This is a genomic window from Collinsella sp. wc0583 (assembly GCF_046116915.1).
Lineage (GTDB): Bacteria > Actinomycetota > Coriobacteriia > Coriobacteriales > Coriobacteriaceae > Collinsella.
In genome coordinates this window covers 129,590-146,592 of the sequence record NZ_JBJXBN010000008.1, presented here as the reverse complement: position 1 = coordinate 146,592, position 17,003 = coordinate 129,590, and the positions used below count along the sequence as shown (strand labels likewise).

The 17,003-nt window shown below is 63.3% G+C and carries 18 protein-coding genes; 16 read left to right on the top strand and 2 right to left on the bottom strand.

The genetic code is table 11. From position 1 onward, the window contains the following. Positions 1-49: 49 nt before the first annotated feature. Complete coding sequence (locus ACKUUJ_RS08605; protein WP_409065302.1) at positions 50-1,168, top strand: IS1249 family transposase; 1,119 nt, start codon at positions 50-52, stop codon at positions 1,166-1,168. A 100-nt stretch (positions 1,169-1,268) separates the two neighbouring features. Here ACKUUJ_RS08605 and murB read toward each other — a convergent pair whose 3' ends face one another. Beyond that, on the bottom strand, positions 1,269-2,231 hold the full coding sequence (murB, locus tag ACKUUJ_RS08600) for a UDP-N-acetylmuramate dehydrogenase (protein ID WP_409065314.1): 963 nt from the start codon (positions 2,229-2,231) through the stop codon (positions 1,269-1,271). 183 nt (positions 2,232-2,414) lie between these two features. Here murB and ACKUUJ_RS08595 point away from each other — a divergent pair, with 183 nt between their 5' ends. The 15 genes from ACKUUJ_RS08595 (at position 2,415) to hisE (ending at position 15,604) form a co-directional block, all read left to right on the top strand. Next, positions 2,415-3,443, top strand: coding sequence for a LacI family DNA-binding transcriptional regulator (locus ACKUUJ_RS08595; RefSeq protein WP_006235873.1), 1,029 nt, complete (start codon positions 2,415-2,417; stop codon positions 3,441-3,443). 188 nt (positions 3,444-3,631) lie between these two features. After that, positions 3,632-4,123, top strand: coding sequence for a hypothetical protein (locus ACKUUJ_RS08590; RefSeq protein ID WP_409065301.1), 492 nt, complete (start codon positions 3,632-3,634; stop codon positions 4,121-4,123). 35 nt (positions 4,124-4,158) lie between these two features. After that, positions 4,159-4,926 carry a GntR family transcriptional regulator gene (locus tag ACKUUJ_RS08585; protein ID WP_409065300.1) on the top strand — a complete coding sequence of 256 codons (768 nt, stop codon included), beginning with the start codon at positions 4,159-4,161 and terminating at the stop codon, positions 4,924-4,926. After that, a complete protein-coding gene (locus tag ACKUUJ_RS08580; RefSeq protein ID WP_409065299.1) occupies positions 4,911-5,624 on the top strand; it encodes a GntR family transcriptional regulator in 714 nt (237 codons plus the stop codon). The genes ACKUUJ_RS08585 and ACKUUJ_RS08580 overlap by 16 nt, the downstream gene beginning before the upstream one ends. Before the next feature lie 275 nt (positions 5,625-5,899). Beyond that, the gene (locus tag ACKUUJ_RS08575) at positions 5,900-6,961 is read left to right on the top strand and encodes an SIS domain-containing protein (protein ID WP_409065298.1); all 1,062 of its coding nucleotides are present in this window, start codon (positions 5,900-5,902) and stop codon (positions 6,959-6,961) included. Positions 6,962-7,223: 262 nt separating this feature from the next. Further along, on the top strand, positions 7,224-8,939 hold the full coding sequence (gene hisG / locus ACKUUJ_RS08570; protein ID WP_409065297.1) for an ATP phosphoribosyltransferase: 1,716 nt from the start codon (positions 7,224-7,226) through the stop codon (positions 8,937-8,939). Between the two features lie 105 nt (positions 8,940-9,044). Further along, the gene (gene hisD, locus ACKUUJ_RS08565; RefSeq protein ID WP_373093783.1) at positions 9,045-10,481 is read left to right on the top strand and encodes a histidinol dehydrogenase; all 1,437 of its coding nucleotides are present in this window, start codon (positions 9,045-9,047) and stop codon (positions 10,479-10,481) included. A gap of 1 nt (position 10,482) precedes the next feature. After that, a complete protein-coding gene (gene hisC, locus ACKUUJ_RS08560; protein ID WP_409065296.1) occupies positions 10,483-11,598 on the top strand; it encodes a histidinol-phosphate transaminase in 1,116 nt (371 codons plus the stop codon). Beyond that, complete coding sequence (gene hisB / locus ACKUUJ_RS08555; RefSeq protein WP_409065295.1) at positions 11,599-12,186, top strand: imidazoleglycerol-phosphate dehydratase HisB; 588 nt, start codon at positions 11,599-11,601, stop codon at positions 12,184-12,186. 137 nt (positions 12,187-12,323) lie between these two features. Continuing rightward, positions 12,324-13,025 (top strand): imidazole glycerol phosphate synthase subunit HisH, encoded by a 702-nt coding sequence (gene hisH, locus ACKUUJ_RS08550; protein WP_409065294.1) that lies wholly within the window; start codon positions 12,324-12,326, stop codon positions 13,023-13,025. After that, positions 13,022-13,765: a HisA/HisF-related TIM barrel protein gene (locus ACKUUJ_RS08545; protein WP_409065293.1), complete on the top strand. Its 744-nt coding sequence runs from the start codon at positions 13,022-13,024 to the stop codon at positions 13,763-13,765. The genes hisH and ACKUUJ_RS08545 overlap by 4 nt, the downstream gene beginning before the upstream one ends. Before the next feature lie 3 nt (positions 13,766-13,768). Beyond that, positions 13,769-14,551: an imidazole glycerol phosphate synthase subunit HisF gene (gene hisF / locus ACKUUJ_RS08540; RefSeq protein ID WP_409065292.1), complete on the top strand. Its 783-nt coding sequence runs from the start codon at positions 13,769-13,771 to the stop codon at positions 14,549-14,551. Between the two features lie 154 nt (positions 14,552-14,705). After that, positions 14,706-15,047: a phosphoribosyl-AMP cyclohydrolase gene (gene hisI, locus ACKUUJ_RS08535; RefSeq protein WP_117564896.1), complete on the top strand. Its 342-nt coding sequence runs from the start codon at positions 14,706-14,708 to the stop codon at positions 15,045-15,047. After that, positions 15,044-15,271 (top strand): hypothetical protein, encoded by a 228-nt coding sequence (locus ACKUUJ_RS08530; RefSeq protein WP_409065291.1) that lies wholly within the window; start codon positions 15,044-15,046, stop codon positions 15,269-15,271. Before hisI ends, ACKUUJ_RS08530 begins: the two co-directional genes overlap by 4 nt. 15 nt (positions 15,272-15,286) lie before the next feature. Further along, positions 15,287-15,604, top strand: coding sequence for a phosphoribosyl-ATP diphosphatase (gene hisE, locus ACKUUJ_RS08525; RefSeq protein ID WP_117797555.1), 318 nt, complete (start codon positions 15,287-15,289; stop codon positions 15,602-15,604). Positions 15,605-15,924: 320 nt separating this feature from the next. Here the strand turns inward: hisE and ACKUUJ_RS08520 are convergent, their stop codons facing one another. Then, positions 15,925-16,836 (bottom strand): PHP domain-containing protein, encoded by a 912-nt coding sequence (locus ACKUUJ_RS08520; RefSeq protein WP_390447938.1) that lies wholly within the window; start codon positions 16,834-16,836, stop codon positions 15,925-15,927. Between the last annotated feature and the right edge of the window lie 167 nt (positions 16,837-17,003).

Sequence of the window (17,003 nt, the reverse complement as noted above, 5' to 3'; positions counted from 1 at the left end):
TAGATAACCTTTTCCGGAACCGTTAAATACCCTTTCGGAAGAGGTGCCCATGAAGGCCGTTTATTGCCCCTACTGCGGCGGTCGGACCAAGCGCAACGGCAGGACCTCATCGGGGTCCCAGCGGTGGAGGTGCACGGCCTGCGGCGCGTCGACGACGGTGAGGTACGACGACACGGCGACGAGGCTGGACGAGTTCCTCGGGTGGCTCCTCTCCAAGGACTCCCAGGCGGCGATGCCGGGCGGCGGGCGGTCCTTCAGGCGCAGGACGGCCGAGTTCTGGGAGGTCTGGCCCATGCCCGTCCCCGACGGCGAGCTGCACCGCGTGCTCCACGTCGACGGGATCTGGGTCGCGCGCGACCTCGTGGTGCTCATATGCTGCAGCGGCGAGAGGGTGGTCTCCTGGTACATGGCGAGGTCGGAGAACTCGAGGGCGTGGTCGGCCCTCATGTCGCCGATCCCGGCGCCCGAGGTGGTCGTCACCGACGGCGGGAGCGGGTTCGCCAAGGCCGTGCGCGAGACCTGGCCGCGCACCAGGGTCCAGAGATGCACCTTCCACGCCTTCTCGCAGGTCAAGCGCTACACGACGACGCGGCCGAAGCTCCAGGCGGGGCGCGAGCTCTACCTCATCGCGCGCGACCTCATGGGCATCGAGACGCTGCACCAGGCCGAGCTCTGGGTCGAGCGCTACCTCGACTGGTGCGGGTTCTGGGCCGACTTCCTGGAGGACAGGACCGTGGTGGACGGCAGGAGGGTCTACACCCACGAGAGGCTGAGGCGGGCGCGCTCGTCGCTGTCGTCGCTGGTGTCGGCGGGGACGCTGTTCACCTACCTCGACCCCGCCCTGGCCAAGGCCGGCCCGCTGCCGTCGACCAACAACATGATCGAGGGAGGGGTGAACTCGCAGCTGAGGGCCGTCCTGCGCAACCACCGGGGGCTGACGTCGGTCAAGCGCGTGAAGGCGGTGTTCTGGTGGTGCCACGCGCACTCGGGGGACGCGAGGACGGCGCGCGAGAAGCTCGCCACGATGCCGACCGACGCGGACATCGACTTCCTGTTCAGCGTCTACTCCGCCTCGCCGTCGCGCGAGGACGGAGGGCCGGAGTGGGGCGACAGGGCCGTGTGGGAGGACCTCCACTGCAGGGACCCGTATCCGTTCTGGCTGGATTAATGGATGGAAACGGATGTTCTATCGGGACACACATTTTGTCCTATAAGCCACTGGGTTATCTGAATAAATATGGCGAAGGCCCCTTTCGGGGCCTTCTTTTTTATAAAAATTCGCCGACTCGGTGGACTTCGGGTTCTAGGTCTACGTTGAATTGGTCTTTGACGGTTGTCTGGATGTGGCGGATGAGTTCGTCGACGTCGGCGGCGGTGGCGTGGTCGGCGTTGACGATGAAGCCGCAGTGCTTCTCGCTCACCTGCGCGCCGCCAACGGCGTGTCCTCGCAGGCCGGCGTCCATGATGAGCTTGCCGGCAAAGTAGCCCTCGGGGCGCTTGAAAGTGGAGCCGGCACTCGGCATGTCGAGCGGCTGCTTGTCCTCGCGGCGCTGGCGGTAGTCGTCCATGTCGGCCTTGATCATCGCGGCGTTGCCCGGAGCGAGATTGAAGGTGGCCGAAAGCACGATGAAGCCGTCGTCGGCAATGCGGCTCTTGCGATAGCCCAGGTTGAGCTCATCGACATCGAACTCAATGATATTGCCGCTGCCGCGGGTGCCGTCGTCGAGCTGGCGAGCGGGTTTGTAGACGCGCACGGACTCCAGCACATCGGCCATGCAGGCACCGTAGGCACCGGCGTTCATGTAGCAGGCGCCGCCGACCGATCCGGGGATGCCCGAGATGGGCTCCATGCCGGTGAGGCCGGCCTCGGCTGCCGCCGCGGCGACATCGGAAAGCAGCGCGCCGGCTGCCGCCGTGACGTGCGTGCCGTCGACGGTGATGTTGGAGAGACCTTCGCCCAGCGCCACGACGACGCCGCGGATACCCTTGTCGCCGACGAGCAGGTCGGAGCCGTTGCCCACGATGGTGAGCGGCAGGTCGCAGCGATAACAGGTGTCGAGCGTGGCGACGAGGCCCTGCTCGGTATCGGGCGTGACAAAGACGTCGGCCGGGCCGCCGATCTTAAACGTGGTGTGCTCGCGCATGGGCTCGCTCATCAGCACGTTGTCCTCGCCGGCAACGCCAGCAAGCGCGCACAGCAGGTCCTCGTTAAAAAAGTCGTTCTCGTGCATACGAATATCCGCCTTTTGGTGGTTGTTGTCATCAATCGATTGCAATATACCCCACCCGGACGGATTTGGTGCGCTGGCGGCGATAAAACAGCCGTCTACCGGATTGGTAAAGTGTTTATCACCGAGGTAGAGGGGTAGTCGCTATACTTTCAAGAGATTGCGCGTAAACCCGGAAGGAGCGAGATGGCCAACAAAGTCACCCTCAAGCAGATCGCCCAGGAGGTGGGGCTTTCCCCCTCGTCGGTCTCGCTTGTGCTCAATAATCGGCCCTGTCGCATCTCGGAAGAAAACCGCAAACTCATCAAGGAGGTCGCGGCGCGCAACCACTATGTTCCTAACCAGATTGCGCGTAGCCTGGTCATGCGCGAGTCGCGCACCCTGGGCCTTATCGTCCCTAACATCGAGAGCCGCTTTTTTGCCTCGCTCGCCGGTAGCCTGGAAAAGCGCTGCCGCGAGGACGGCTATGCGCTCTTCATTACCAGCTCGGGCGGAAGCGCCGATGACGATCTGGAGCTGCTGCGCCAGCTGGTGACGCGCGGCGTTGATGGCGTCTTCCTGGTCGTAGGTGACGAGTTCTCCGACGACCGCGCCCTGCGCGAAGAAGTCAGCCATCTGCCTATCCCTGCCGTGATGGTCGACCGTGCCATTGAGGGGCTCGAGTGCGACAAGGTGATGTTCGACCACGAGATGGGTGGCTACATGGCCACCCGCTATCTGATCGAGCAGGGCCACCGTCGCATTGCCTGCTTGGTTAACGCACGCCGTTCCAATACGGGGCGTAAACGACTTGCCGGCTATGAGCGCGCGCTGCGCGAGGTTGGCTTGCCTATCGACGCACGTTTGGAGTTTGAGAGCGAGTACTACATTCCGAGCGCCTACGAGGCCTCGGAGGCAGTGCTCGCGACCGACGCCACCGCCGTATTTGCAAGCTCGGATAACATTGCCCTCGGTTTGCTCAAGCGCTTGCACGAGATGGGGAAGAGCATTCCGGGTGACATTTCGGTCGTAAGCTATGACAACTCGGCGGCCGACGTTCTCTTTGAGCCGGCGCTGACCGCCATTGAGCAGGATCCTGGTGTCCTTGCGGAGCATGCTTTTGGCTGCATGTCCAAGCGTCTTGCCGGTAGGGGCGGCAGGCGTGCCGAAGAGGTCGTCCTGGAGCCGGCGCTTATCGTTAAGGGCAGCGTGCTCGAACTTACCGAATGTAGCTAAGCGTACTTGTTTGTTTGCATAGATTGCATGCGGAGTGTCCGCTATTTGCCGGCAGGCACCCCGGCCCTCGTCCGTTAACTCTTCCGCTGGGCGAGCCATAGACGCCGCGCACCGATAGGGTAAGGCAGCGGCTTGAAATTGGTGCTATATTCAGCTTGAGTTGTTTAATGCTAGTACGGGAGGCTGATATGGGGCTGTTCAAGAAGAAAAACCCGCAGGATGCCTTTGATCCCGATGTGTTTACCATCACGGATACGGTTTTGGACCCACCGCGGTTTACGTTTTTGCCGGCTATCTACCAGGATGCCACGCGCCGCAAGTGGGCCGTGCATCAGCGCGGCGGCGAGCCGAAGATTTTTGACTATGCGGATGTGCTGCAGTGCGAGATTGCCGAGACCGGAAATCCCGAGGATGTGCCGGAGCTCAGCAAACGCGAACTGGCTCAGCAGATTTTGATTAATCCAGCTCAGGCTACCAAAAACAACGCTGCCAAGCGTAATATGTGCCTTGGTATGGGTGTCATCGTTGTCGTGCAAACCGGCAAGGATGAGATTTCGAAGCTTGAGATTCCGGTGACCGCGGGCGAAGTCAAGCGAGACTCCGGCCTATATCGGTCGTATCGGAACGTTGCGGAGCAGATCAAAGAAGCCTTCGACGCCATGGGGCGTCCGGAGCAATGATTCCTGCAGCATCAAGCGGTTGAGGAGTCTTGCCCATGTCGAGTGAACCATATGCGATTCCGCCCAAAGATCGCGCCTTTGAGGGCATTCTTTGGTATATCAAACATTATGACCTGCAGGGTGGCGACCGGCTGCCCGCCGAGCGTGTGCTCTGTGAAGAGCTGGGCGTGTCGCGCACGGCGTTGCGTGCTGCGATCACGCGCCTTATTTCGTGCGGAACTTTGGAAAGCCGCCGCGGTTCGGGCACCTATGTGTGTCCTCCCAAACCGCTGAACATCTTTCAGGAAACATGGAACTATACGCAGGCGGTGGAGAGGGTTGGCTCAAAGTCGACCGCACGCCTGGTTTGGTCCAAGGTCGTGTATGCCGATATCGATCTTGCCCAAAAAGCCCAGATTGACCTGGGCATGCCGCTCTTCTGCATTCGGCGCGTGCGTGTGGTCAACGGTTCTCCGGCATCGATCGAGACGGCTTACGTCAATCTGTCTTTGTGCCCCTCGCTTCCCGATCATGATTTTGAGCAGGAGAGCCTCTACGACGTTTTGCTCAAAGAGGGGAATGTCCATGTGGCGCACGGCAAGGAGCATATTTCCATCAGCCGTCTGAACGCCGACGAGGCCAAGTTACTGGGCGCTCAGGAGGGCACGCCGGTGTTTTACAAGGCTTCGCACGAGCGCGACGAGACCGATGGCTTTGTCGAGTATTGCAAGTCCGTGATTCTGCCGACCAAGTATCGTTTTGCCGATAACGGCGAGGCAGACGGCGTTGCGACGAAGGTGGGTGTCGAATGGCTGATGCAGTAGAAGACTTGCCGGTTTACAAGCAAATTCGCCGCTGCATTGCGGAGCGAATCGAGCGCGGCGACTACCCGACGGGCTCGATGATTCCGTCCGAAAACGAGCTGGCCGAGGAGTTTGGCACGACGCGCCTGACAATCCGAAGCGCCATGGACGAGCTGGTCAAAAGTGGCCAGATTCGTCGCGTGCAGGGCAAAGGCTCCTTTGTGGGACACAAGTGGTTTGACGAGCACGAACGCAAGGGCGGCTTCCGTCAGTCGGTTCTGGCGTCGGGCGCGACGCCGTCGGTGCGCATCCTGGCGCGCTCCAAACGCTACGCCGGCCCGTATTACGCCGACCTGTTTGGCATCGCCGAGGACGATCTGCTTTACTCGGTGCGCCGTCTCAACTGCATTGATGGTGAGCCCGTATCGATCGAGATGACGCTGATTCCGTGTCCGCTGTTTCCGGGCATCGAAGACGTGGACATTTCGGTCTTCAGCCTGTTTGAGACCTATGACATGTTGGGGCGCAAGCCGGACAAGTCGATTGAGAAACTCGATATTGAAGCGCTGGGCGCACGCGATGCGAGTTTGCTCAATCTTGAGCCGGGCGATCTGGCGCTCGTGCTGGAAGGCCTGACCTATGACTCGAGTGGGCAGGCAATCGAGCATGCCAAGTCTTTTACCCGCGGCGACGCCGGCGGATATACCTACAACTATTAGCGTCTAGAGCGTCCCTGCGCATGGCGGGGGCGCTCGTTTTTACGGATATATGTCGCTTGACCGATGAGCGGCAAAAACTGACCGTCTACCGAGAGGGGAGGATGAAATCATAAAATCGGTATTAAAAACGGCTAACCTGTAATCGTTCACTGGTATTAAGAACCTTTGAATTGTTGAGCTTGGGGCCAAGATGTCCACAAGGTTAAGCGGTGCGACGGGGCGGCAAGCCCGTTCATTCCGTGCGACAATTCAAACTGCTCGTGAAAGGAGCGGGAATGAAGGAGACCGAGAAGATCGAAATCATGCACTTCGACCAGGAGGGCTACCTCGAGGACGGCAGGAACGTCTACGAGGCCGGCAAGAAGATGACCGCCCTGGCCGACCGCGTGCACGAGGAGGGCTACGACGCCGTCTTCCTGATGGGCGTCGGCGGCACCTGGGACGAGTTCATGCAGCTCGAGTACCTCATGAACAAGTTCGGCGACCGCGACCTCGAGGTCTACCTGATCCACGCCGCCGAGTGGAACGTCATGGGCCACAAGCGCATGACCGACAGGTCCGTCGTGCTGACCGCCTCCGAGTCCGGCACCACCCCCGAGGTGCTCGAGGCCGTCGGCAAGATGAGGGAGATGGGCGTGCGCGTCTTCGCCATGACCAACCCCGAGGGCAAGATCGGGCGGGCCGTGGGCGCCGAGAACTGCGTCATGATGGCCTCCGACCACGGCGCCGGCGGCTGCGAGAAGGGCTACTACCTCGCCGACTGCTTCGGCCTGCGCCTGCTCAACCGCCGCGGCTGCTTCCCCAAGTTCGACCTGTTCATCGAGCAGACGAAGGACGTCTGGAAGGACATGCTCGACATCCGCAAGCGCTTCGAGCCGCGCGCCGAGGAGCTCGCCAGGAAGTACGCGCTGGCCGACTACACCATGTTCATCGGCTCGGGCGCGCTGTGGGGCGAGACCATCCTGTACTCCATGTGCCTGCTCGAGGAGATGCAGTGGAAGCGCATCCGCCACATCACCTCGCACGACTTCTTCCACGGCACGCTCGAGCTGCTCGAGCCCGGCGTCCCGGTGTTCCTGTTCATGGGAGAGGACGAGTGCCGCGCCCTCGACGAGCGCGTCCGCGCCTTCCTCACCAGCGGCGTGACCGGCGACGAGGACTACGTCATCATCGACACCGCCGAGTACGCGATCCCGGGCCTGGACGACGACTTCCGCGTCATCGTGTCCCCCTGGATCCTGTCCGTGCTGACCACCGACCGCCTCGCGCGCAACTACGAGCTGGTCACCAAGCACAACCTCAAGTACCGCCGCTACTACCACCAGTTCGACTACTAAGAGCTGGTCACGGGTCCGATATCTTGGCTGGTTGATATCTCGACCCTGCACAAGGGCGTCCGCAATTGCGCGGGCGCCCTTTTTGCGTTGTGACAAGAGACTGCTGCTAACCGCTTGCCCTATGTTTCCAAATGAATACGGTGTGAGCCGAGGAGGACGATTCTCCCCGCAAACACTCTAGTATGCTAAAGTACCCAGAAGACCGGCGGAGCTATGCCGGTCTTTCGTTCTATATGAAACACAGCATGAGGAGGCTCACCAGATGACGGCCACACCGTGGGGATTCCGGGACATATTGCCCGAGGAGGCTCAGGCGCGCGAGGAGATCGCGCTGACGGTGAAGGGCTGCTTTAGGGAGCATCATTACCTGCCGGTCGAGACGCCGCTACTCGAGGACAAGGGTTCGCTCGAGGAAGGCGGCCGCATCGCGGATACGCCGTTTAAGCTCTTTGATGACGACGGTCGCCTGCTGGTGGTCCGTCCCGACAACACGCTGCCGATCGTTCGCCTGGTTTCGACTCGCATGCGCGCGGCCGACCTGCCCCTGCGCCTTCGCTACGAGGCGCCGGTGGTTCGCGAGTGCCAGCGCAATGCCGGCGGCTCGCGCCAGTTTACACAGCTGGGCTTTGAGCTTATCGGTGCGGGCGATACCGCGGGCGATGTCGAGATTGTCTCGCTCGTGGCCGAGGCGGTGCGCAAGCTGGCGCTGCCCGATGCACGCATTATCGCAGGTAGCGTGCGTCCGTTTAAGGAACTGCTCGCGGCGTGCGAGGATCGCGAGCTGGCCGCCGAGGCCCTGCGCTGCGTGCACGCCAACGACTTTGTGGGCCTCGATGCCCGCGTGGCGGCAAGCACCGAGTCCGATGCCGTCAAGGCCGCCATTAGCGAGCTGCCACGTCTGCACGGCGGTGCCGAGGTACTCGACCGCGTGGACGCGCTGCTGGAGGCCGCCGGTATCGTCGCGCCGCTGACGCGCGAGCTGCGTGCCCTGGTTGAGGGCCTGGCACCCGAGGACGCCCAGGTGCTGTCGTTCGACTTCTCCATCATGAACTCTTTCGATTACTACACGGGCCTGGTCTTTAAGGCTTATGCCGGCGGACTGCCCGATCCGGTCGGTTCGGGCGGACGCTATGACTCCATCTTTACCGGCGCATTTGGCGACGGTATCGAGGTGCCGGCGGCGGGCTTCGCCTTTTCGCTCGAGCGCCTGGAGGCCGCGCGCACCTCGGCCGAGGATGCCGCTTCCGACGGCGATCACGCCGCGGGCCGTGGCGCCGAGGGCCCGCTGCGCATCGCTGTGCCCAAGGGCTCGCTTAAGGCCGACACGCTCGACGTGCTCGAGGCCGCGGGCTTGGACGTCTCTGAGCTGCGTGACCCCGGCCGTCACCTGATCGTGCGCGGCCGCGACACGCGTGCCGGCAAGGGCGCGGTCGGCGATATCGAGTTTGTTATCGTGCGTCCCAGCGATGCGCCTGCCTTTGTGGGCTGCGGTGGTGCCGATTGCGGCATCTGCGGTTGGGACTCGCTCATTGAGGCAGACCTCAACCTGCTGCAGCTGGTCGACCTGGGCTATGGTCTGTGCACCTTTATCGAGGCGGAGCCCGCGTGGCGCGCCGGCCAGGCCGAGCGCAACTATGCCCGCCGCGGTTCGCTTCGCGTGGCCACCAAGTACCCGCGCATTGCGAGTGCCTGGTATGCCGAGCGCGGCGTGAACGCCGATATCGTCTCGCTGCACGGTAACATCGAGCTGGGCCCCATTGTCGGCATGACCGATCGCATCGTGGACATCACCGCCACGGGCGCCACGCTGCGCGACAACGACCTGGTCATCACCGGCCGCATCATGGACTGCACGGCCCGCTTCTTTGTCAATCCGGGTGCTGCGCGCCTTGATCCGCGCGTACGCAATCTGGCAGATCGCTTGGCCGCGGCCGTTAAGGACAAGCATTTTGAGCCCGTTGCGGGCTCGGCACAATAGCGCGAGCACGCACGGGCGTCCCAACGTCTGGGCTGCGGGCCGATTGGCGCCGCCGCCCGGCCTCTCGTTTTTCGAACTCAACCTCGACCGATAGGGGATTCCGATATGAAGACCATCAAGCTTGCTCCCGGTGAGCGCCTCGTTACCAACCAGCTCAACCGCAAGGGTGTGCTGCCGCAAAGCATCGTCGACGCCGCCCGCGATATCGTGGCTAACGTGCGCGCCAACGGCGATGCCGCGGTGCGCGATTACTGTCAGCGTTTTGACGGTGTCGAGCTGCAGAGCTTCCGTCTGCCGCAAGAGCAGGTCGATGCCGCGCTCGAAGGCCTCGATCCGGCCTTTGTCGCCGCGCTCGAGAAGGCCGCGCGCCAGATTCGTGAGTTCCACCAGCGCGAGGTCGAGCAGAGCTGGTTTACCACGCGCCCGGACGGCACGATGCTCGGCGTTAAAGTGACCCCGCTCGCGGCGGCCGGCATCTACGTGCCGGGCGGTCGCGCACAGTATCCCTCCACGGTGCTTATGAATGCCATTCCCGCCAAGGTCGCCGGCGTTAAGCGCGTGGTCATGGTGACCCCGCCGCAAAAAGACGGCCTGATCAGCCCCTACACGCTCGCCGCGGCAAAGCTCGGCGGCGTGGACGAAATATATATGGTGGGCGGCGCCCAGGCCGTGGCCGCGCTGGCATACGGTACCGAGACCATTCCGCGCGTCGACAAAATCACCGGCCCGGGTAACGCCTTTGTTGCGGCGGCCAAGCAGATTGTCTCGGGCGATGTGGGAATCGACATGGTCGCCGGCCCGTCCGAGGTCTGCGTGCTGGCCGATGCTACGGCCAAGCCCATGGTGGTCGCGGCAGACCTGATGGCTCAGGCCGAGCACGATCCGCTGGCAGCCTGCTATTTGGTGACCTGCGACGAGCAGTTTGCGCGCGAGGTCGAGGCGGGTATCGATATTCTGGTGGCGCAGTCCCCGCGTGCCGAGATCACGCGTGCCTCGCTCGATAACGAGGGCACCATCGTGGTGGCCGCCGATATGGCTGCCGCTGTCGAGGCGGTGAACACCGTGGCGCCCGAGCACCTTGAGCTGCACTGTAAGGATGCGATGGGCCTGCTCGGCGGCATTCGCAACGCCGGCGCCATCTTTGTGGGCGCGTGGAGCTCCGAGCCGCTCGGCGATTACGTTGCCGGCCCGAACCACACGCTGCCGACCGGCGGTACGGCCATGTTCTCCAACCCGCTTTCGGTCGAAGAGTTCGTTAAGCGCTCGAGTGTCATTTGTTATACACCCGAGGGCCTGCTCTCGGACGCTCCCGCGACGCAGCGCCTGGCCGAGGCCGAGGGCCTGTGGGCGCACGCGCTTTCCGCCGCTTTGCGTCGCCGCGTGTTGGAGCAGGGCGAGGATGCCGTGAGCGCTGCGTCGCTGGCTGCGGCCGACCTGACCAAGGTCGCCTGGCCGGGTGATACGACCGCGACGGTCGCCGAGGGCGTGGACCTGGCGGCTGCAGGCTCGGATGGCGCTGGCGCGACCGGCGAGGAGGCCTAACATGGCCGAACTCACGCCGCGCATGAAGGAACTCGTCCAGCCCTACCTGGCCGGCATCGAGCCCTATGATCCCAACTTTACGCCCACGCGCATCAACCTTTCGGCCAACGAGAACACCTATCCCGTGCCGGCCGGTGTGCGCGAGGCGATCGATGCGGCGCTCGCCGCTACGCCGCTCAACCGCTATCCCGATCCCATGTCTAACGACCTGCGCGACGAGCTGGCCGCTTGGCATGGCGTGACGCGCGAGAACATCTGCGTGGGCAACGGCGGCGACGAGCTGCTCTATAACTACCTGCTGGCGTTTGGCGGCGCGGGACGGACCCTGCTCAACTGCCCGCCGTGCTTTAGCGAGTATGCGTTCTTTGCATCGCTCTGTCAGACCGAGGTGCGCGACGTGTGGCGCGACCCGGCGACCCTTGAGCTCGACCAGGCAGCGGTGCTTGCGGCGGCTCCCGAGTGCGATCTGGCGATCGTGACCTCGCCCAACAATCCCACGGGTGACGTGGCGCCGCTCGACTTTGTCGCGGCCCTGTGCGATGCGTGCCCCGGCATGGTCATGGTCGACGAGGCCTACGTTGAGTTTGCGGACGATTCGTTTGGCGCGGCTACCACGGCGCAGGGGCTTATCGCCGAGCATCCCAACCTGGTGATTCTGCATACGCTGTCCAAGGCGTTTGGCGCCGCCGGCACGCGTCTGGGCTACGTGATCGCGGCGCCCGAGGTCATCGATGTGTTTGCGGCGATTCGCCAGATCTACTCGGTTAACGTGCTGAGCCAGGCCGCCGCGCTTGCCTGCGTGCGTGCCCGCGATGCGTACGCGCCCGTGGTGGCACAGGTTGCATCCGAGCGCGAACGCGAACTGTGCGCCCTACGCGCGATGGCTGCCGAGGGTCTGCCCGTGGAGGCGTGGCCGAGCGCGGCGAATTTTGTGCTCGTGCGTACGCCGCATTCCACGCGCGTGCGCGAGCGCCTGCGCGACGAGTACTCGATTTTGGTGCGCGACTTTAGCTACGCGCCGGGGCTCGCGGACTGCCTGCGCATTACCGTGGGTACCCCGCAGGAAAACGACGAGGTGCTGGCCGCGTTTGCCACGCTGGTGAAGGAGGAGATGTAGATGGGCCGTTATGCCGAGGTGACCCGCAAGACGGGCGAGACCGACATTGTCGTAAAGCTCGACCTAGACGGAAGCGGCGCGTGCGATATCTCGACCGGCGTGCCGTTTTTCGACCACATGCTCAACGCCTTTGGCCGCCATGGCCTGTTCGATCTGACGGTGCACGCGGTGGGCGACGTGGAGGTCGATGCGCACCACACCGTCGAGGATACGGGTATCGTGCTGGGCGAGGCGTTTTGCCAGGCGCTGGGCGACAAGGCGGGCATTACGCGCTTTGCCGACGCGGCGATCGCCATGGACGAGACGCTCGTGATGGCTGCTGTTGATATTTCGGGCCGCGGGCAGGCCTACTGCGAGCTGCCCGTGCCGACCGAGCGCGTGGGCAGCTTCGATACCGAGCTGGCCGTCGAGTTCTTCTACGCCTTTGCGCGCGACGCCAAGCTCACGCTGCACGTGCGCGAGCTGGCGGGCGGCAACTCGCATCACATTATCGAGGCCGCCTTTAAGGCCGTGGGCCGCACGATGCGTCACGCCTGCGAGCTGGATCCCCGCGTGCAGGGCATCCCCAGCACCAAGGGCTCGCTGTAACCTGCCAAAAAGGGACGGGTTTATTTTGGCAGGTTTTATCTGCGGAAATGCTGTCTCATACGGTGGGTGAACGTTTAACCGACCAAAATAAACCTGTCCCTTTTTGGCAGGTTTTGAATGAGATAAGGGAGGGTCGCGTGGGCGAACCGAAGATCGTGGTGGTCGACTACCACAAGGGCAACTTGTCGAGCGTCGTGCGCGGGCTTGCGCGCGCCGGTGCCGCCGCCTGCACGTCGGGCGATCCGGAGCAGATCCGCAACGCCGACGGCCTGGTCATCCCGGGTGTGGGCGCGTTCTGTGACGCGATCGCCTTTATGCGCCAGAGCGGCGAGGCGGACGCGGTGCTCGACGCCGTTGCCGCCGGAACTCCGCTGCTCGGCATCTGCTTGGGTCTTCAGCTGTTTTTTGAGCGCGGCGACGAGGGTGTGCCGGCGGACGAGGGTGCGGACGCGGACGACGATGTCTCCGAGCAGGTCGGCGGCCCCTGGGTCGATGGCCTGGGCATTATGCGCGGTTCGTGCACGCGCTTGGAGTCGAGCCGCCTGAAGGTACCGCACGTGGGCTGGGACCAGGTGCACATGACGCCCGCCGGTGCGGCCGACCCGCTGCTCGCCGGTTTTGCCGAGGGTGCCAACATGTATTTCACCCACAGCTATGCGGTGGCCGACGATGCCGATGCCGCCGATGTGCTGGCGCGCACGCACTATACGCGGAGTTTCCCGTGCATCGTGCGTCACGGCAACGTGTGGGGCTGCCAGTTCCATCCCGAGAAATCCTCCGCGCTGGGTCAGCGCATCCTTAAGAACTTCGTCAACATCGTCGAGGAGGGCGGCCGATGATCCTGTTTCCCGCAATCGATCTGATCGGCGGCAAGGTCGTGCGCCTGGAGCGTGGTGACCGCAGCCGCTGCAAGGTATATTCCGACGATCCCGTGGCCGTCGCCCGCTCGTTTGCCGAGCAGGGCGCGAGCTGGGTGCACGTCGTAGACCTGTCCTCTGCCTTTGGCGAGGACGAGGGCGCATGCGCTGCCAACTCGGCGGCGATCAAGGCCATCTGCGGCGTCGACGGTCTGTCCGTGGACGTGGGCGGCGGTGTCCGCTCGCTCGCACGCATCGACGAGCTGGCCGGCTATGGTGCTCGCCGCATCGCGTTGGGCACCGTGCTGGTGACCGAGCCGGGTTTTGCCGAGGTAGCGGCCCAAGGCTTTGGCGAGTTGCTGGTGGCAGACATCGCCGTGCGCGACGGCCAGGTCAAGGTGAATGGCTGGCGCGACGGCGCAGGCGTGGCGCTCGACGATACCGTGGCGCAGCTTTCCGAGCTGGGCTTTAAGTATCTGGTGTATACCGACATCGCACGCGATGGCATGCAGACGGGCATCGATGTGGCGGCGTATCGCCATGTGGCCGAGGTCGCGGGATTTCCCGTCGTGGCTTCGGGCGGCATCTCGACGCTCGACGACATCCGCGCACTGGCCGCGGTGGGCGAGGCCGCGATTGAAGGTGCCATTACCGGTCGTGCGCTCTACGAGGGCAACTTTACGTTGGCCCAGGCGCTGGCCGCCGCTCGAGGGGAGGAATAGCCCATGCTTACCAAACGCGTGATTCCCTGCTTGGACGTCAAGGATGGCCGTGTGGTCAAAGGCGTCAACTTTGTGAGCTTGCGCGATGCGGGCGATCCGGTGGAGCTGGCGCGCGCCTACGATCGCGAAGGTGCGGACGAGGTCGTCTTCCTGGACATTACCGCCACGAGCGACAACCGTGCGACGACTATCGAGATGGCGGCGCATGCGGCCGAGGAGCTGGCCATTCCCTATACCGTGGGCGGCGGCTTTCGCGACCTGGCGGGCATGCGCACCATGGTTGCCGCCGGTGCCGACAAGGTGTCGCTCAACTCTGCCGCCGTGCGCGATCCGTCGTTGATCAGCCAGGCTGCCGCGGCGTTTGGTAGCCAGGCCGTGGCCGTGGCGATCGATGCCAAGCGTGTGGGGCTGCCCGGGGAGTCGGGCGCCGATAAGTGGGAGGTCTTTACGGCGGGCGGTCGCAACGCTACGGGCATCGACGCGGTGGCGTGGGCCGAGGAGGCGGCTCGTCGTGGCGCCGGCGAGATCCTGCTCACCAGCATGGATCGCGACGGCACCAAGGCCGGCTTTGATTTGGCGCTCACCCGCGCCGTGGCGCGCGCGGTGCCGATTCCCGTCATCGCGAGCGGCGGCGTGGGCACGCTCGAACATTTTGCCGAGGGCGTGATCGAGGGCGAGGCCGACGCCGTGCTGGCGGCGAGCGTCTTTCACTTTGGAACCTTCAGCATTCGCCAGGTGAAGGAGTATATGGCGTCGCAGGGCATTCCTGTGAGGTTGGACTTCTAATGCTGTGGGCTTCGCTGCGGCTTGTCCAGGCACCCGACCTTCCGGCTCCAACCCTCCTCGCGTACTTAAGTACGCGTCGTCGGGCTTGTCGCTCGGAATCTCGGGCACCTGGACAACCCTCGCCGACCGGCGATGTTTAAATTAGGGAATTGAAATGAGAGAAATTACTACTCCAGCGGATCTTAAATACGACGCCCGCGGGCTGATTCCCTGTGTGGTTCAGCAGTATGACACCGGCGAGGTGCTTATGGTTGCCTGGATGAACGAGGAGTCGGTGGGGCTGACGCTCAAGACCGGGACCACGTGGTTTTGGAGCCGCAGCCGTCAGGAGCTGTGGAACAAGGGCGCGACGAGCGGCAATATGCAGGAGGTCAAGGAACTCTGGGCCGACTGCGATAGCGATACGCTACTGGTCAAGGTCGACTCGCCGGGTCCGGCCTGCCATACCGGCAACCGTACCTGCTTCTTTAAGCGCGTGGAAGGGGGAGTGCGATGAAAGTCGTGACGCCGTTCGAGGTCGCCGACTGCAACACCGAGCTCCTCCGCGCGGGCGTGCCATGCCGCGTGCACCTGACTGATGCCTGCGGGGCGCAGTCGCTTTGGCTCGAGGCCGAGAAGGAAAGGCTTGATGAGGTCCATGCCGTCATCGTCGAGTTCTTTGAGAAAAAGGGCGCAAAGCCTCGGTTCGATGAGACCGGTACCTACTTTACGCTGCAGTAACGAGAGGAAATAACCATGGGAGTCAGAACAGCTAACGTGCAGCCGGGAAATATCGGCGAGACGCTGACGGGACTGGCCGAGGTGATTCACGGGCGTCGCGATGCGTCGCCACAGGAGAGCTACACCGCTCGTCTGCTGACCGACGTCGAGGATGAACTGCTCAAGAAGCTTGCCGAGGAGGCGAGCGAGGTCATCATGGCCTGTAAGGATAACGACCACGATCACATTCGCTACGAGGCCGGCGACCTGGTCTACCACCTGCTCGTGACGCTCGAGCGCTACGGCATTACCCTCGACGAGCTGGCCGGCGAACTCAACGCCCGCCGCCACTAGTCATTGGGTAGTCATTGGGGACGTTCTTAAACGACTAGTCGTTTGGGACAGTCTTTGCCGGCGCTGCCAAATAACATGCCCAATTACTACGATGAAACTGGATCTGCTTACCACGCGTCGGTTTTGAGCAAATCGTCAACACTTCTACCTGCGGTTTTATTTTCCGCATTAAGCCGATGGTCGGAGGTTTGCGGTTCATCGTAGTAAACGGGCGTTCTTTTTGGCGGGCGGTGTTGCTCGGGCGTCGGTGGTGAGCAAAACGACCTGTTTTCCTCCGTCCCCAAGGGGTCATTTGTGAAGAGTGTCCCCAATGACTAGTCTTAGGCGAGGGGCGTGGATTCCCATTCGCCGGTGAGGTGGGGGATGTCGAAGGTTCGATAACCGCAGTCGTAGGCGTGGGCCTGGGCCTCGCGGATGTTCCAGCAGATGTCGCAGGCGCGGTGTGCGTCCGAGCCAAAGGTAATGGGCACCTCGGCATGGGCAAAGCAGCGCAAGAGGCCGGTCGCGGGGTAGTAGTCGTCGAGCCCCTTGCGCGGCGCGGCAGTCGAGACCTCAACGCGCCGATTCGTGTCGTGTGCGCATTCTGCCATCTGCCCCCAGAACGGCGCGGGGTCAAAATCGGGCGCAAAGCCCTCCTTCGAAAAGCGCATGACCAGGTCGGGGTGGGCCATCACGTCAAAGTTGAGCGGGCTTTCGCAGGCGCGACACCAGTCGTCGACGTAGCGCTCCCACACGCCGCGCACGCCCAGGTTTTCCCAAACGTGCAGGTTGGTGTCATCGTCGATCCAACCACAGCGCGAATCGGGCGCATCGGGACGAACGACGTCCTCTGTCCCCGCCGTACCCGCGGCACCGGCCATGATATCGCCGGGGTTGCCAATCCAATGTACGCTGCCCAGGCGCACGACGGCGCCTTCGGACCAGCGCTCAACCAAAGGCTCGCAGCCTTCGTACCAATCGCACTCAAAGCCATAGATAAGCTCGAGCTCCGGCGCGATCTGCGCGGTAAGCTTGCGGGCATCCTCAAAAGCCAGACGATGTGCCGGCAGGTTGCCCTCGACAACCTGCACTTCGCAATTGGAATCCATGCTGGCAGGCAGGGTAAGGTGATCGGTCGAGACCATGGCACGGCAACCGGCTGCAGCAGCGGCGCGAACGTTGTCCTCAAACGAGGCGTGTCCGTCCGAGAACGAGGTGTGGGTATGGCAATCGACCAGCGGGCAAGCAGGCATGGCGGCTCCTTTGCGTCAAGCGAATCCGCTCCATTGTAACGGCGCGGCCCTCGATGCGACGAGCGCGCCGGGGTGCCGGTTTCTTGCGGACAGGGAAAATCGCGCTCATCGCGCTCCGCCACATCCACGCCGCCCGCGATGTGCTAGCGTTTGGGTGAACAAAACGA

What these genes read in the sequence shown, in the direction of transcription:
- ACKUUJ_RS08605 (WP_409065302.1), top strand. Translation starts at nt 50, where the DNA reads ATGAAGGCCGTTTATTGCCCCTACTGCGGCGGTCGGACCAAGCGCAAC.
- murB (WP_409065314.1), bottom strand. Translation starts at nt 2,231, where the DNA reads ATGCACGAGAACGACTTTTTTAACGAGGACCTGCTGTGCGCGCTTGCT.
- ACKUUJ_RS08595 (WP_006235873.1), top strand. Translation starts at nt 2,415, where the DNA reads ATGGCCAACAAAGTCACCCTCAAGCAGATCGCCCAGGAGGTGGGGCTT.
- ACKUUJ_RS08590 (WP_409065301.1), top strand. Translation starts at nt 3,632, where the DNA reads ATGGGGCTGTTCAAGAAGAAAAACCCGCAGGATGCCTTTGATCCCGAT.
- ACKUUJ_RS08585 (WP_409065300.1), top strand. Translation starts at nt 4,159, where the DNA reads ATGTCGAGTGAACCATATGCGATTCCGCCCAAAGATCGCGCCTTTGAG.
- ACKUUJ_RS08580 (WP_409065299.1), top strand. Translation starts at nt 4,911, where the DNA reads ATGGCTGATGCAGTAGAAGACTTGCCGGTTTACAAGCAAATTCGCCGC.
- ACKUUJ_RS08575 (WP_409065298.1), top strand. Translation starts at nt 5,900, where the DNA reads ATGAAGGAGACCGAGAAGATCGAAATCATGCACTTCGACCAGGAGGGC.
- hisG (WP_409065297.1), top strand. Translation starts at nt 7,224, where the DNA reads ATGACGGCCACACCGTGGGGATTCCGGGACATATTGCCCGAGGAGGCT.
- hisD (WP_373093783.1), top strand. Translation starts at nt 9,045, where the DNA reads ATGAAGACCATCAAGCTTGCTCCCGGTGAGCGCCTCGTTACCAACCAG.
- hisC (WP_409065296.1), top strand. Translation starts at nt 10,483, where the DNA reads ATGGCCGAACTCACGCCGCGCATGAAGGAACTCGTCCAGCCCTACCTG.
- hisB (WP_409065295.1), top strand. Translation starts at nt 11,599, where the DNA reads ATGGGCCGTTATGCCGAGGTGACCCGCAAGACGGGCGAGACCGACATT.
- ACKUUJ_RS08545 (WP_409065293.1), top strand. Translation starts at nt 13,022, where the DNA reads ATGATCCTGTTTCCCGCAATCGATCTGATCGGCGGCAAGGTCGTGCGC.
- hisF (WP_409065292.1), top strand. Translation starts at nt 13,769, where the DNA reads ATGCTTACCAAACGCGTGATTCCCTGCTTGGACGTCAAGGATGGCCGT.
- hisI (WP_117564896.1), top strand. Translation starts at nt 14,706, where the DNA reads ATGAGAGAAATTACTACTCCAGCGGATCTTAAATACGACGCCCGCGGG.
- ACKUUJ_RS08530 (WP_409065291.1), top strand. Translation starts at nt 15,044, where the DNA reads ATGAAAGTCGTGACGCCGTTCGAGGTCGCCGACTGCAACACCGAGCTC.
- hisE (WP_117797555.1), top strand. Translation starts at nt 15,287, where the DNA reads ATGGGAGTCAGAACAGCTAACGTGCAGCCGGGAAATATCGGCGAGACG.
- ACKUUJ_RS08520 (WP_390447938.1), bottom strand. Translation starts at nt 16,836, where the DNA reads ATGCCTGCTTGCCCGCTGGTCGATTGCCATACCCACACCTCGTTCTCG.